We start from the raw sequence: 14,656 nt of genomic DNA, 5'->3' as shown, positions 1-14,656 counted from the left end.
GTAGGCGATCGGGTTTTATGGATATTGAGGGGAGATCGCTGTTTGATTTGAGGGAAAAGGCGTTTGGATTTTATGGGTGTTGAGGGGCGATCGCAGTTTGATTTGAAGGAATAGGCGATCGGGTGTTGGGTTGTGAGGGGCGATCGCTGTTTGACGTTGAGATTTAGGTGATTGGTGTTGTGGGTGTAGGGGGCGATCGCTGATAAGTTTAATTGGGAAATTCCTTTATGGGGCGGTAGGGTAGTCAGTTCGGTATATCAGCTTATAGAGGGAAGGGAAAGTCTCAACAAACTGCTATAGTCCGTAGACTTTAGATCTATTGGCTCATTTTTTGGACGTATCTAAAACAATGAACTGTAGACTTTTTGTTAAGTAAGTGTGCATGAGCAGGCTTTTATCCTAATATTTCCAACTTCAAACCAATAGGAAAACGACAGAGATGCATACCCGACTCATCATCAATCCCACTTCTGGCCCTGCTGACAAACCTGATCTGTCAACTGAAATTGTCGATGCTTTGCACAATCAAGGCATTGAAGTTGAACTCTGTACGACTTCTCCCGATGAGGATGGTGAGGGACTTGCGGCTGAGGCTGCTAAAGCAGGTGCTGAACTTGTGATTGTAGCGGGAGGTGATGGCACGATTGAAGCCGTAGCGCGAGGATTAATGCATACTCAAACGGTGCTAGGTATTATTCCGATGGGAACACGTAATAACATTGCCGCAAGCTTAAACATTCCCAACGATTTATCTCAAGCTATCCAGACTCTGGTAGAGGGAGTGCGTGGTCGGTTTGATATGGGCAAGGCAAACAATCAATACTTTGTGGAAGTGGTAGGCGTGGGGCTAGAAGCGACCCTCTTTCCTTGTGGAGATGAAGTCAAAGAAGGAATCAAGAAAAATTATTGGGCTGCTTTTAAAAGTGTCTTTTCAGGCATCCAAACTTTTTTGCAGTTTAAACAACACCGCTTGGTCTTGCGCCTCGATGGCAGACGGATGCGTCGTTTACGCATCTTGCAAGTCAATATTTGCAACAGTCCTCGCTATGGGGTGCAGTTTGCCTTAGCGCCTGACGCAAAAATGAATGATGGCAAGCTGGACGTAGTGTATATTGATAACCCCTCCAAATGGGATCATATGCGTCATTTCTTTAAAGCTATGCAGGGTGAACGTCTTCCCCATGAGCGGCTCAAGACTCATCGCGCTGCTAAAATTGAGATTAAGAGTTATCCACCCTTAGAAGTTCATGCCGATGGACAGTATCTAGGCGTTACTCCCATCACTGTGGAAGTGGTTCCAGATGCTCTTTTGATTTGTGTTCCTACGCCTGAGTTGCTATTAAAGTTCGCTGACGAAAACAATAGCTATGGTTTGACAGAGCAAGCTGGCAGCATTTCCACTGATCGCCCATCAATCTCAGTTTAAATTCCACTAATTTGAACTAGTCCGTATAAGCAGGATGCAAGCCATATGCCGCCTGCAACCCATCCACTCAGGACATCTGTTGGCCAATGCACCCCAAAATACACTCGACTAAAGCCCACCCCCAAGGTTAAAAACGCAGCTAAGGGAACAGTAAGTCCTAAAGGAATACTTAGAGACTGCGTTAAGATCGCCGCTAATAAACCGTAAAAGGAAACTGCACTCATGGAATGACCGCTGGGATAACTGTAATCCATCGGACGTTTAGAAGAAGCCCATAGATCAGGTCTTTTACGTCGAAAGAAAGACTTGAAAATCCCATTAAGCAACCATGAACCGCTTAGCCCGATCGCTAAAATCAGAGCTGGAACTGCCTCGTCACGATAAATAAGAATTCCTGCGATCGCTATGAGTATAGGAATGGTAATTTCGCCTTGTGCCATCCAAGTTAGAGTCAGCATATATCGGTCTAGGGTTGGATTAGTCCATTCTTTGAGAGTCAACAAGCACAACTCTTCAAAAGGTAGTAACCAATCCCAGAGAAGGAAACGAGCAATGAAAACACCTAGCGCTAAAACGAGTGTGCCTGCTAGCAAACCTGCCAGCAGATAGGGAGTGAAAGCAATGAGTGATTGGAACAACCAGTAAAGACGAGTACTAACCTGCACCATCGGCAATCTCCAAATATAAAAATTAATGTGATTTAACAAGTATTATAGGCTATTCATTATTTAGGAAATAGGCGCTTAGGATTGCTTAAAATCAACATTTTCATAAATGAGTGATAGCGGAAGATTAAGATCTATGCTAGTTAGTTGAACTTCGGGATCGTTAACGGTTAAATCAGAACTATTAATTGTTAGATATTCCCAAACCTCTGTACAAGTTCTACGACGATAGAACTCAATACTCGGAAAATCTGAATTGATGAGCATATATTCTTGCAATGAGTCGATCTTGAGATAGTTGCGTAACTTAATCCCGCGATCACGATTTTCTGTAGCAGGGGACAAGACTTCCGCAATTAAACAAGGATATTGTAGGAACTCCCTAGCATAGCGATCGCGAGAATCACAACTAACAACCACATCAGGAAAGTAATAAACATTGCTCGGAATGGTCATGAGTTTCGCATCACCACCAAGGATACGACAACCTTTACCACGTAAATGACTTCGGAGCAATACAATTAAATTAAGAGCAATTTCATTATTTTCAAGCTTTCCACCTGTCACCTCGATAACCTCTCCATACTCATACTCATATCTACCTTCTTGTGTTACTTCCCACTCTAGATATTCTGTAGGTGATAGGCTAGGCGATAAAGTAGCAGAAATCATACATTTTGCCCACAATTTTTATATTCATTATAATCAGAAATAGTGTTTGATGATCGCCGTTTGATGTTGAGATTTAGACGATCGGGGTTTGGGTGGTGAGGGTTTGATCGCTTACAGCCTAATTCTAGAAACCAAAAAATTTTCCGACGATGCTAGTAAGATTACTAATAAACTGAAAATTCTTTTCTATTGGAGTAAGTGCTTTTACAGGAGCAACTGCTTGTCGTAAAAATACTCCTTTTCCAGAAAATTGATTATCAATTAACGAAACTTTGTTACGAAAATACGGCCAAAATGTCTCTGTACGGATCGTTGAATATCCTAATCGGCTATCAAAACCTATCAATAAATGACTTTCAACACTCGTCTTTGCTGGAGATGCTTCCATGACATATATCCCTCCACTTCCTTCTAAATAAAGCTTTCCTGTCCCATAAAAAATAATGTACCGATGTTGACCTGTTAGCCAACTATGAAAGCTCCATACCCATTGAGTCTTTACTTGAATATCCCCAGAGATTCCAACAATACAATAAGGATGAATAACAAGTCCATGATGTTGTTGTAATTCTATTTCAGTAATATAATTGCTTACGGTTTTAGGAGATAAAACAACAGTTCCATCTTCAACTATATTTTTAGTAGTAAATTCTGTTAGCTCAAACAATCCCGATGCATAACTGATGAATGGTGCAGACCATTTCCAAAACAATCGTGTTCGCTTAACCAAATTACGATCATATTGATTCATATAATCCATCCGCATACATAAAGGATTAGGTCGATCAACTGTAATACTAACTGTCTTTTTTGCTTCTTTATAGACCATATTTCCATTGGTCATTGGATCAGTTAATTGGATAGGTGGCGACTTTTCTGCGAAAGGAGCAATTCCATAAAAGCACCAGATCTTCCATAAAGGAGAAGCAAATAAGACCAGAAAAATGATGTAAGAAATATGTATCCAATTCTCTTGAAAATTTATTTCCAATAATTTCCATACTCCACCCAGTTTTTGTTCCGCATTTTTAAGTTGTAGACGTTTTGGCTCCAGTTGCCTCATGAGATCCTTTAGTTTTTTCTCGCGTTCAAGATATTCTCTGTCTAGGCGCTCAGAAAATACCTGACTGTCTTTCAGGGCTTTACAAGCTGGCTCCTGTTGCTCTTTTAGCCAATGCTTATCCAAACGATAAAATTCATACCATGGAACCTCCGTCTCACATTCTTCTTTAATGCGGAGTTTGATATTGTTCTTTTCACGATCAAGATCTATTTTCAGTTGTGGTGTTGTAGTGCGTTCAATCTCCTTAATATCATCATTTAGTTTGTTGATATCATCATTTAGTTTATCAACAACTTCCTGCCCATCCTTCCCTGAAAATTGCTCCCAAAGATTCTGACCTAATGGTCTGAGAGTATCATTTGCAGTAAATAAGATTGTCAATACCGCAAAAAGAGAAAGAATGACAATAATTTTATTGCTCAGCCATAAAACGATAGCTAATATCAGTTTCATGAGATGTTGTTGTCTAAATAATAGTTATCGTACTCGTTTTTCAAGCAATTTTCGGCGTTGCATATGGCAAATTTACTTGTGAAAACTGTACGTTACTTTTAACAGAAATTAGACATGATTACCACCACCATTAGTATTATTCTCAGCAATCACAGTCAAAAATTTGTCTTAAGTCCTAATCCTCAGAATCGCATTTAATCTCAATTGCCGAAAACGTCAACGATATCTATGTGAATGATAAAGAGATATGCGATCGCTGTTTGATGTGGAGAAATTGGCGATCGGGGTTTGTGGGTGGTGAGGGGCGATCGCTGTTTGATTTGGGGGAATATGCGATCGGGTGTTGAGTGGTGAGGGTGTGATCGCTGGATGATTGGAGAAATAGGTGATCGGGTTTTATGGGTGATGAGGGGCGATCAGTTATAAATTATGATTAATCCAGTAACTTAATATTGGCTGTTATGACTAACGCATTACAATACGTTTGCGATTCAGAAGGGCAAACAGTTTCTGTAGTTGTCCCCGTTGCTTTTTGGCAAGAACTAATGGCAGAAAGAGAAACTGCCTATTTACTCAATAGTCCATCCATGAAAGAAAGACTGCTTGCAGCCAGAAAACGACAAGATGGAATCTCTTTGGAATCAGCCTGTGAAAAACTTGGAATTTGATGCAGATGCTTTTGAGGATTTAGCTTAGTGGATTGAAAATGATTGTAAAAAAGCTTTGATAACCATCAAACTGATTCGTGAAGTCCAACGTAATCCATTTGAATGTATAGGATAGCCTGAAGCTCTAAAACACGATCTGTCTAGCTTTTGGTCACGCTGTATTGATCAAGAACATCATCTAGCTTATGAAGTTCTAGACGATCAAATCAGAATTCTGACCTGTCGCTTTCACTACTAAAACTTATTGTTAGCGATTCTGCTGTTTGTCGGGTTGCTCTTTGGCAATGGCTTGTTGCTAGGATTAAGGTAAGGGCAGCAAGACCCAAAAACGATATAGGTAAAGCAATCAGTAAAATCGTTGATGATATGAAGGAAACAGGTAGACCTATTAGACTAATCAGCATGACTGCGATCGCTAAAGCGAGTAAACTGTTATTTTAAAGATTTAGCCGATTTGCTGGGATAAATTAAGGGGCAATTTTCATGTCTTTGAAGATTACCTTTTTAAAATTCAAGTAATTTTGCTAGAGTGAACCTAGTTAAACGCATAGTAAGGAGTTTTGAAAAGAGTATGCAGCCAATCATTTTTCCGGGTTCTGCGGTGCGGGTAGTCAATGAAGGTGACACCTATTATGGTTTTCAAGGACAGGTACAACGGGTGACCGACGAACGTGTTGCCGTGATTTTTGGTGGCGGTAACTGGGAAAAGATTGTATCGTTTCGAGCAACGGAGTTAGAACTGATCGATACGACTGTTAGTTCTAAGGCAAAGAAGAAATAACTGTGGAAAATTTACCGACTCCAGATAAGTCAATAGGTAAATCTTCGGGTAAGCCGTCTGGCAATTTAAGGCAAACGGGGCGCTCTGCGGTCACCTTTTTGATTCGTAGCGCTGTTTTGGGCGTGAGTGCGATCGCTGGACTGAGTATTGGTTTAGCGATCTCATTCGTTCGTCCAGATTTAGTATGGCAACCTTCATTTAACTTTTTAAATTACAAGAAGCAGCAATTTACCCTCTCTGCTGATGCTTTGTTTGAGGCAAATAAAGCCAGTATTCGTCCAGAAAGTTTTCGCTTACTAGATGAAGTTGCAGCCCAATTGCCATTGGCAACAGGCAAGAGGGTAAGGATTAATGGGCATATGGATGTAAGCAATGCTGGGGACGCGCTAACTCTATCCTATTTACGAGCCTCAGCAGTTAGGGAATATTTGGCAAGACTGCGTGGCGAACAAACCTATTATTGGATGGTAGTTGGCTATGGTGCTAGTCGTCCTTTGGCTAGCAGTGCTGGTGACAGTAATAGTAAAGGTAACCGCCGCATCGAGATTTTTGTTGATGACTAGATATGCAAATCACCTTTCTCGGTACTAGTTCAGGCGTGCCTACACGCGGGCGCAATGTCTCCAGTGTGGCGGTACGGCTACCTCAACGTGCCGAAGTTTGGTTGCTCGATTGTGGCGAGGCAACCCAGCACCAGTTGCTGCGAAGTGATGTAAAAATCAGCCAAATCACGAAAATTTTTGTTACGCATATGCATGGCGATCATATTTTTGGTTTGCCAGGATTGTTGGCAAGTTGTGGCATGGCGGGGAATGTTAGCCACATTGATATTTATGGCCCATCAGGTTTAGGAGACTATCTCGATGCTTGTTTGCGCTACAGCGAGACACGTCTCTCCTATTCGATCAAGGTGCATAAGGTCAAAGCGGGGCTAGTTTGTGAGGATTCAGAATTTTATATGATGGCAGCTCCGCTCAAACATAAGGTGACGGCGCATGGTTATCGTTTGGTAGAACGCGATCGCGCTGGTAAGTTTGATGTCGATAAAGCGATCTCCATGAATATCCCTCCAGGCCCTATTTTTGGTGAATTGAAACAGGGTAAAACGGTTACGCTTCCCGATGGTCGTAAAATCAATGGGAAAGATTTTTGTGGCGCTCCTCAAATTGGACGAAAGATTGCCTATTGCACGGATACAATTTTTTGTGATAGCTCAGTAGAGCTTGCCCAGAATGCTGATGTACTCATCCATGAGTCTACCTTTGCCCATCAAGATTCCGATATGGCATTTCAGCGGTTGCATTCCACTAGTACGATGGCGGCACAGGTGGCTCTATTGGCTAATGCGAAGCAATTAATTATGACCCATTTTAGTCCTCGCTATTCCCCTGGCAATCCTATTCTATTAGAAGATTTAGTTAATGAAGCAAGAATGATTTTTGCGAATACTATTCCTGCTTACGACTTCATGACCTATGAGATACCTGTCGCCAATTGATGTCAGTTCAAGATACCTTATCGTTATTGTCCTATGAGCTTGGTCACGCACTCTTGGCTCCTAAAGAAATCCCTAAAAGTATTGCAAAGTAACACTTTTAGGGATTTCTTGTTTCGGGATTGAGCAATTTATAAATCAAGGTTTTTCTAATCGCTTGGTTTTTGATGACTTCGGCAACTTGGATGGTTTCGCGGAAAGCTTTTGTAGTCTTTGAACTTGTTTTAGGGTTAGTCCTGTAAATTGGGCGACTAAGTCTATAGCAATGTTGGAACGCAGCATATTTAGGGCAATTTGATTAGATGCTTTCGCTAAACCCTTAGCCTCACCTTCGACCATACCTTCAGCTTTGCCTTCAGCTTTGCCTTCTAGTAGTATTTCTTGATAAATCACTGATTCTTTCATGATTTCACTCCTTAGTAATCTTTGGATGATTTCTTTATTCAGGGCTATACCTGATATTATAGCGGTCGATGCAGCTACGTTACTTTGTATCTGTTTATCTTCAATATTTTCAATTTGATTGGCAACTTGTCTTAAGATTTCTGCGGGATCATTAGTTTGAGATAGTGTGGCAAAGGGGAAGAGTCCTTGGTATTGCTGAAATACTTCTGTTGGTTGCTCCCATAGTCTAATGACGTTAAATTCATGGTTGAGCGTGCCAATATTAAATTTGTTTTCATGGACTAAGGGTGATTGGCTGGGGGTGAGATAGATGACGACTTGATGGATTTGTTTGTCGGGAAATTTGCGATATAGCCGCAGCCGATAATCTGCCATGCGGAAGGGGATGTTTTTATTTGGCTCGGTCTGAAATTCAATATGAAGGATGATTTTGGTTGATTCGAGAAATATCACGGAGTCGGCGCGAATTGGCTCGACTGAGAGTTCAGAAGGTTCGAGTTTAGTTAGGGTAATTGCTTCGCCAAGTAGCCAACTGGCGAAGTCTGCGGAGAAACTTTCTGCTAAAAACTTACAGATGTTATCGATCATGGCGGAATTTTATCATCTCAGCGATAAGCGATCGCTAATAATAAGCTGCAAACTTAAGCGATCGCACTGAATAAACGAAAAACAAGGGACTTAATTAAATCCCTTGTTTTTCTACCGAAAGGGAATGATTTCCGCTTTTAAACCAGATTGGGCGAGTTTCTGCACTAGTTGATTGGCAGTAGTATTCTCACTGTAGGCTCCCACTTGCATCACAGTTCTACCACTACGCGATAACCGAAATGCATCGGGAACAACCGTTTTTACCCGCTGAGTTACGGCAGTGGAAGTGACTGGTACAACTACTCGATATTGAAAAGGCTTGCCTGTGGTGGGATCAAGGGTAGCTGGTGGTAAAGCCGCAACTCTAGGAGGAGTCGCAGGAGCGCTATAGTCACGCTCAATGATAATCGTTGTTGGTGCAGCATTAGGATTAGTGGAAACTACAGGACTCGGTAATACTTGACCAGAGCTAGGAGGCTTGGCTGGTACAAATACTGTAGTCGGGTTAGGATTGGGATTAGATTGAATTGGAGTAGAAGGCGCAGTATTGCTTGGAACTGCTGGAATCGATGGCAGTGGTGCAGGAGTGACAGAAGTAGCGATCGCATTGGTAATTGGAGAACTCGATGCTCTCAGATCCAGTAACCCCTTCACCCGTGATTGATTGATTTGATTGCCTACAGCTACTAAAGGAATAGTCGTAGCATTATTAATATCGAATTCACGATTGTTTCGGAAAGTATTATTTCCCAGTGAAATCGTTGTGCCAAGGTCAGGGCGGGGAGAACCATTGGAACTACTAAGAACGACTAAACCATTGCGCTGGTTATCAGCGATCGCATTTCCTCTCAACGTTGGTTGTGCTGTATTAGAAATAATAATTCCATCCACATTCCGAGAGATATTATTATTCGCTAAAACAACCTGAGATTGTTGTCCAATCGACAATCCAAAGCCTGTATTCTCAAACTTATTATCGCGAATTTCCCCTGTGCTTGTGCCAAGCGCCGAAATACCACTGCCTTTATTATTCGTGAATAGATTATTGCCAATGTAAGCATTAGCACTGCCTGTGAGGAAGATGCCATCGTGGGTACTACTCACAAAACTATTGTTAGCAATAATGACATTACGGCTGGATTCTAACCATAGTCCATAGCCGCGTGGGTTACTATTAGTGACTGTGATCCCTTCAATGCGAGAGTTAGTTGCTGCTGCGATCGCAATATTTTGGCTCGCAAAAGTGGGACTGACAAAGCGACCACCACCGCTAATCACTACCCCATTTCCATTAGCGCTAGGATTACCGCGTAAGATCGCACCTTTAGGAAGACGAATTGGAAAACTTTCGCCAGTAGTTTGGCTATATGTGCCATTACTTAATTGGAAAATCGTCCCTTCTTGGGGATTAGCTGCGATCGCAGCCGTGATTGTACGATAGGTCTGTGCATCATTACCTTGTGGGGATACATAAACAATCTTTTGTTGAGCAGCCTGCGCCCAAGCAGCAGAGGGCACAGTGAGGGACAAGAGAAAAGCTACATTAATAAGACTAGGACAGGGAAACTTATTCATATTGAGACACCAACAAGATATCTAGCAAACATGTCTAACTAGACTAGCAGCAAGTTGCTTTTGTTTCACAAGTATGCGCCACAAACAGGAAGTTATGGCAATCGCAAGATCTTACCAGTCACGCCATTCACTCGCTGGCCCCTCGCCACCACCATATTTCGTTGGATCGATTCCTGCGGCGATGGCGATAATATTGCAAATCTCGCATAGGTCTTCCCGCTCTCCCGTTTCGATCAATCCATCATTATCATTAAGATCATTGAGGGTTTCCACGGTTTCCTGAAATGCCTCTAGTTTTGCTTCAGTAGAAGCTTGCTCGCCCAAAGCCACAAGATGATCGAGTAGGGTGTCAAAAGCCACAATGTAAGGTTGACAGGATAGTTCGTTATAATCCTCAATGGTATTTGCAATCCATCGAGCAAAAGGATAGCGTTTCTTAGTTGCTAACAGGCGATCGGTATATTCACTCATAATATTCACTCATAAGTAGCTGGTCATAATTAAAACCCAGAATCAAAAACTGTAGCGCACGCGCAGCGTGCGCTACAGTTTTTGGGTTTTATATTTAATTTAGACTGAGGTCACAGGCTCCTTTGCAAGAAACTTCTCAAGTTCACTAATTGCTTCAGCATCAACTTTCTCTTGCATAGGACAGAACTTAGGTCCACACATCGAGCAGAACTCTGCGGTTTTATAAATATCCGCAGGTAAAGTCTCGTCGTGATATTCCTTAGCACGTTCAGGATCGAGAGACAATTCAAACTGCTTGTTCCAATCGAAGTTGTAACGCGCAGTGGATAGCTCATCATCGCGATCGCGTGCGTTAGGACGATGACGGGCAATATCCGCAGCATGGGCTGCGATCTTGTAGGCAATCAAGCCATTACGCACATCTTCAGCATTTGGCAAGCCAAGGTGTTCCTTAGGTGTGACATAGCAGAGCATTGCAGTACCATACCAACCAGCCATCGCTGCACCGATCGCAGAAGTGATGTGGTCATATCCTGGGGCAATATCCGTTACCAAAGGACCAAGTACATAGAAAGGAGCTTCAGAGCATTCTTCCATTTGCTTGCGAACATTGAACTCGATCTGATCCATTGGTACATGTCCAGGGCCTTCGACCATGACTTGAATATCATGTTCCCAAGCACGGCGAGTTAGCTGACCGAGGGTTTTTAGTTCTGCAAGTTGAGCTTCATCAGAGGCATCATGCAAGCAACCTGGTCGCAGCGAGTCCCCAAGACTGAAGGACACATCATGCTTCTTAAAGATTTCGATGATGTCGTTGAAATGGGTATAGAGAGGATTTTGCTTGTGGTGATGCAACATCCAACGCGCCAAAATCCCACCACCACGGGAAACAATCCCTGTGAGACGGTTTTTGACAAGCGGTAGATGCTCGATCAAGATTCCTGCATGGATGGTTTGATAGTCTACGCCTTGCTCAGCGTGCTTCTCAATGATGTGTAAGAAGTCATCAGGTGTGAGGTTTTCCATTCTACCATGCACGCTTTCGAGTGCTTGGTAAATGGGAACTGTGCCGATGGGAACAGGTGAAGCTTTGATAATCGCTGTCCGAATCACATCGAGATCGCCACCACCAGTGGACAAGTCCATGACAGTATCAGCGCCATATTTGACTGATAAATGTAACTTCTCAACTTCTTCGTCAATGTTAGAAGAGTTTGGGGATGCACCGATGTTGGCGTTGACCTTGCATCGGAAGGCAATGCCAATTCCCATTGGTTCAAGATTTGTGTGATTCTTGTTGGCGGGAATGATTGCCCGACCTCTGGCGACTTCAGCGCGTACCAGCTCGACGGGTAGATTTTCACGCCATGCCACATACTGCATCTCTTCAGTGATGATGCCTTGACGAGCACAATGCATTTGCGTACCGCGATATTCTCCACGCCTTGTAGGTGCAGAGGGGAGTTTCAAACCAACTGTCATGTAAATTTCCTCAAATAATGTGCTTTCCTACGCCGATGTCAATCGGTTCAGGTTCTAAGGATCTGCTCTCAGTCTAGTTATTTCTAGACACTCCTAGCGTGTTGAGATCATAGCATTGTAAAGCTAGTCCTTATAGCTAGAGATAAGCTGGACTATAAAAATTAACTATTTAGGATCGTATAGCAATACAAATTTTTTTAGGACACAAAACCCCAAAGATAAGTGGCGGCGAGAAGCGCCGCCACTTATCTTTGGGGTTTTGAATTAAATAAACTCAATATTGTCGTAAAGATCGGCTATTTGGATTGGCAAATCCAAGAATTGCAAAGAAATCGTAACGTTTGGATCGACGTATTCTGAGAATAACCATTGATTGACGGCGGTTTTAACATGATGCTCAACATGGATATGGTATTGATCGATTAAGAGATATTCCTGAAAAGTATCGATGGTGCGATAATTGGCAAATTTTTCACTGCGATCATAGTTTTGGGTGGATCTAGATAACACCTCCGCGATAAAGCAAGGATTAGTAATCGTATCTTTGCGTCCAGTTTGCATTTCCAGAGGCTTAGGCGCAACCATCACATCAGGATATGCGTATTGTTTTAAAGATGGAATCCAGAGACGCTGATCAACATGAAACACACGATATTCTTTTGTTTTTAAAAGTGCCTTCAATAATATGTAGGCATTCCCAGAAATATCATTATGGTTTGGGGTTCCACCAGTCATCGGAATAATTTCTCCATTACGATATTCACTGCGAGTTTCCGAAGCTAGCTCTAGTTCTAGGTATTCTTCAACGGTGTAGGTCTTTTGGGCAAGTTGAGTAACCATGATGGTTTAACGCCGATCGCGTCCTGATGAAATTTGTTTAAAGTAAGGCTCGGTCTTGTTAGAGTTGAGGCGTTAGCACTACCAATGAGCGATATCGTAATAGTATAGCAAGGGGCAATTGATGGTAACAAGGATGATTACTCTCGTGACGGGCGCAACTCGTTCAGGCAAAAGTGAATGGGCAGAGCAATTAGCAATGCGATCGCAAAAGAATGTAATTTATATCGCCACTGCAACTTGTTATCCCGATGATGCGGAATGGGAATCTCGACTACAAAAACATAGCGATCGCCGTCCTGAGAATTGGCAAACCTTGGAAGTTCCCATGGAACTCGCTAAAGCGATTTTAGGAATTAAAAGCGATTCCAATTATATTCTGGTAGATTCTCTTGGTACTTGGTTAGCAAATCTTTTGGAAGAGGATGAACTGGCTTGGAGCAAAATAGAAACAGAACTCTTACAAGCAATTCAAGTCTGTAAGGTCGATATCACTTTTGTCGCGGAAGAGGTGGGCTGGGGACTTGTACCAGAATATAAGTTAGGGAGAATATTTCGCGATCGCCTCGGTGGTCTGAGTCGTAAAATTGGTGCGATCGCTGATTCAGTTTATCTGGTTACAGGAGGACATGCGATCGACCTCACCCAATTAGGTGAAAAACTTCCTTCGTGATTGAAACGAAACACCAAAAGCTGTGAGCAAAAGGCTTTAGGTTTATTTGTTATATTCTTTAGGTGACTTGACAAGCACTTAGAGTTAGACCTATTATTAAAAAGTAAGTACTTACTTATTTATGGCTCGTCCTCCTAAAATCACTAATGAAGAAATTCTGATTGCTGCGCGAGAAATCTTTTTAAAAGAGGGTTTTGGTGCATCAACATTGGCGATCGCGGAAAAGGCTGGAATATCTGAAGCTTCTATCTTTAAGCGCTTTGCAACTAAGCAAGCATTGTTTCTGGCTGCTATCGGCATTACAGAAAATCCAAAGTGGGTCAAAACTTTATCCAGTCAAACACCTACTGCGGCAATTAAGGAAGAGTTGATCGTGATATGTGAGCAAATGTTGGCATTCTATCTGGAGGTGATGCCTAGAGTATTTATGCTCATGAATCAAGGTGATTTACCTCATCCACCGCCAATGCCACCTCCGCACCTAAGAGATACCTATTTACTAGCTAGCTTTTTGGATAAAGCGATCGCTTTAAAACATCTGCGATCGTGCGATGCCCTGATCGTAGCTCACATGATTGTTGGTCCAATCATCAATTATATCGTGTCTAGTAATATGGATCAGAAAATGCCCGATGCACTTCCATTGATGAAGCATACCTTAGTCGAGCCATCCATTTTTATTCACAACTTAATTGAGACCCTATGGGAAGGGCTGGCCCCAAAACCGACTCAAAATTAACTCACTAAAAAGGAGTAAATCTATGTCTAAGTTTTCTCGATTGGCTTTTGGAATAACATCTCTAGGTCGTCATCACCTAAATCCCTTAAGTCTCAGAGAGGGTAATTTCTTCTGGCATTCTTATGGATGAAACAACAACTATTGATGGTAACTGGATGCTTTTCTTAGGCGAACTATCGGTAACGCTGCTAATAGTTCAAGATGGTGACACGATCGGTGGAACCTTCGCTAATTCTAGCGAGCATTTATCTCTTAAAGGAAATATTTCTCGCGATCGCATTGTGAATTTTACGATTGAGTCTACTAAGAGAGAGGGTTGGGCTGGCAAATTTGAAGGTGTCATTAATGGCAATGTCATGAATGGAACCACTAATTTGCCGAAATTGGGAAATAACCTCTGGTCAGCATCTCGACTAACTAGAAGATCTAATTCACCTAATTAATCCAACTGTTTTTATACCAAATCAAGAAATGGCGTAGCCATTTCTTGATTTAAAAAACCTTACTGGGTTTTGGTTTCAATTCGCAAAAGTGTTTTCACACTTTCGTGAATTGGTATTACTTATTAACTGATGTTACGTGGAACGTAGATGATGAATATCTTGCTGGTAGCGAAGCAGGGCAATCCCCCTTGCCAGCCCTAGACTTTCGCTATCACAG

At 42.2% G+C, this 14,656-nt stretch carries 16 protein-coding genes, 1 pseudogene and 1 riboswitch; of the genes and pseudogenes, 9 read left to right on the top strand and 8 right to left on the bottom strand.

Features of this window, described 5'->3' with window-relative positions; genetic code table 11:
• Positions 1–439: 439 nt before the first annotated feature.
• Entirely contained in the window at positions 440–1,426 is a 987-nt protein-coding gene (locus CQ839_RS09715; RefSeq protein ID WP_103668077.1) for a diacylglycerol kinase family protein, read from the top strand.
• Here CQ839_RS09715 and CQ839_RS09710 read toward each other — a convergent pair.
• The 3 genes from CQ839_RS09710 to CQ839_RS09700 all read right to left on the bottom strand — a co-directional run bounded on the left by CQ839_RS09710 (position 1,423) and on the right by CQ839_RS09700 (position 4,279).
• A complete protein-coding gene (locus tag CQ839_RS09710) occupies positions 1,423–2,094 on the bottom strand; it encodes a phosphatase PAP2 family protein (RefSeq protein ID WP_103668076.1) in 672 nt (223 codons plus the stop codon). The genes CQ839_RS09715 and CQ839_RS09710 overlap by 4 nt on opposite strands.
• 75 nt (positions 2,095–2,169) lie before the next feature.
• Positions 2,170–2,763 (bottom strand): Uma2 family endonuclease, encoded by a 594-nt coding sequence (locus tag CQ839_RS09705; RefSeq protein ID WP_103668075.1) that lies wholly within the window; start codon positions 2,761–2,763, stop codon positions 2,170–2,172.
• A gap of 124 nt (positions 2,764–2,887) precedes the next feature.
• Positions 2,888–4,279 (bottom strand): AIM24 family protein, encoded by a 1,392-nt coding sequence (locus CQ839_RS09700; protein ID WP_103668074.1) that lies wholly within the window; start codon positions 4,277–4,279, stop codon positions 2,888–2,890.
• A 461-nt stretch (positions 4,280–4,740) separates the two neighbouring features.
• On the opposite strand from CQ839_RS09700, the gene CQ839_RS09695 reads away from it, so the two are divergent.
• The 5 genes and pseudogenes from CQ839_RS09695 (at position 4,741) to CQ839_RS09675 (ending at position 7,226) form a co-directional block, all read left to right on the top strand.
• Positions 4,741–4,947: a prevent-host-death protein gene (locus CQ839_RS09695; protein WP_103668073.1), complete on the top strand. Its 207-nt coding sequence runs from the start codon at positions 4,741–4,743 to the stop codon at positions 4,945–4,947.
• A gap of 127 nt (positions 4,948–5,074) precedes the next feature.
• Positions 5,075–5,185: pseudogene (locus CQ839_RS25890) on the top strand (type II toxin-antitoxin system YoeB family toxin); the annotation flags it as partial.
• Between the two features lie 342 nt (positions 5,186–5,527).
• Positions 5,528–5,728: an NAD(P)H dehydrogenase subunit NdhS gene (locus tag CQ839_RS09685; protein WP_103668115.1), complete on the top strand. Its 201-nt coding sequence runs from the start codon at positions 5,528–5,530 to the stop codon at positions 5,726–5,728.
• Positions 5,729–5,730: 2 nt separating this feature from the next.
• Complete coding sequence (locus tag CQ839_RS09680; RefSeq protein ID WP_103668072.1) at positions 5,731–6,291, top strand: OmpA family protein; 561 nt, start codon at positions 5,731–5,733, stop codon at positions 6,289–6,291.
• Between the two features lie 2 nt (positions 6,292–6,293).
• Positions 6,294–7,226 carry a ribonuclease Z gene (locus tag CQ839_RS09675; RefSeq protein WP_103668071.1) on the top strand — a complete coding sequence of 311 codons (933 nt, stop codon included), beginning with the start codon at positions 6,294–6,296 and terminating at the stop codon, positions 7,224–7,226.
• A 135-nt stretch (positions 7,227–7,361) separates the two neighbouring features.
• On the opposite strand, the gene CQ839_RS09670 is transcribed toward CQ839_RS09675, so the two are convergent.
• The 5 genes from CQ839_RS09670 to CQ839_RS09650 all read right to left on the bottom strand — a co-directional run bounded on the left by CQ839_RS09670 (position 7,362) and on the right by CQ839_RS09650 (position 12,587).
• A complete protein-coding gene (locus CQ839_RS09670) occupies positions 7,362–8,216 on the bottom strand; it encodes an Rpn family recombination-promoting nuclease/putative transposase (protein ID WP_103668070.1) in 855 nt (284 codons plus the stop codon).
• A gap of 111 nt (positions 8,217–8,327) precedes the next feature.
• Positions 8,328–9,791 (bottom strand): DUF1565 domain-containing protein, encoded by a 1,464-nt coding sequence (locus CQ839_RS09665; RefSeq protein ID WP_103668069.1) that lies wholly within the window; start codon positions 9,789–9,791, stop codon positions 8,328–8,330.
• A gap of 111 nt (positions 9,792–9,902) precedes the next feature.
• Positions 9,903–10,262, bottom strand: coding sequence for a hypothetical protein (locus CQ839_RS09660; RefSeq protein ID WP_103668068.1), 360 nt, complete (start codon positions 10,260–10,262; stop codon positions 9,903–9,905).
• 99 nt (positions 10,263–10,361) lie between these two features.
• Complete coding sequence (gene thiC, locus CQ839_RS09655; protein WP_103668067.1) at positions 10,362–11,747, bottom strand: phosphomethylpyrimidine synthase ThiC; 1,386 nt, start codon at positions 11,745–11,747, stop codon at positions 10,362–10,364.
• 7 nt (positions 11,748–11,754) lie between these two features.
• Positions 11,755–11,852: riboswitch (TPP riboswitch) on the bottom strand.
• Positions 11,853–12,011: 159 nt separating this feature from the next.
• On the bottom strand, positions 12,012–12,587 hold the full coding sequence (locus tag CQ839_RS09650) for a Uma2 family endonuclease (protein WP_103668066.1): 576 nt from the start codon (positions 12,585–12,587) through the stop codon (positions 12,012–12,014).
• A 133-nt stretch (positions 12,588–12,720) separates the two neighbouring features.
• Between CQ839_RS09650 and cobU the strand changes: the two genes are divergently transcribed.
• The 3 genes from cobU (at position 12,721) to CQ839_RS09635 (ending at position 14,439) form a co-directional block, all read left to right on the top strand.
• Complete coding sequence (gene cobU / locus CQ839_RS09645) at positions 12,721–13,257, top strand: bifunctional adenosylcobinamide kinase/adenosylcobinamide-phosphate guanylyltransferase (protein ID WP_103668065.1); 537 nt, start codon at positions 12,721–12,723, stop codon at positions 13,255–13,257.
• A gap of 121 nt (positions 13,258–13,378) precedes the next feature.
• A complete protein-coding gene (locus tag CQ839_RS09640; protein ID WP_103668064.1) occupies positions 13,379–13,996 on the top strand; it encodes a TetR/AcrR family transcriptional regulator in 618 nt (205 codons plus the stop codon).
• A gap of 122 nt (positions 13,997–14,118) precedes the next feature.
• The gene (locus tag CQ839_RS09635) at positions 14,119–14,439 is read left to right on the top strand and encodes a hypothetical protein (RefSeq protein ID WP_103668063.1); all 321 of its coding nucleotides are present in this window, start codon (positions 14,119–14,121) and stop codon (positions 14,437–14,439) included.
• Positions 14,440–14,656: the final 217 nt, after the last annotated feature.

The organism is Pseudanabaena sp. BC1403 (genome assembly GCF_002914585.1).
GTDB lineage: Bacteria > Cyanobacteriota > Cyanobacteriia > Pseudanabaenales > Pseudanabaenaceae > Pseudanabaena.
The sequence above is the reverse complement of the archived record's forward strand: the minus strand, read 5'-3'. Positions and strand labels throughout refer to the sequence as shown.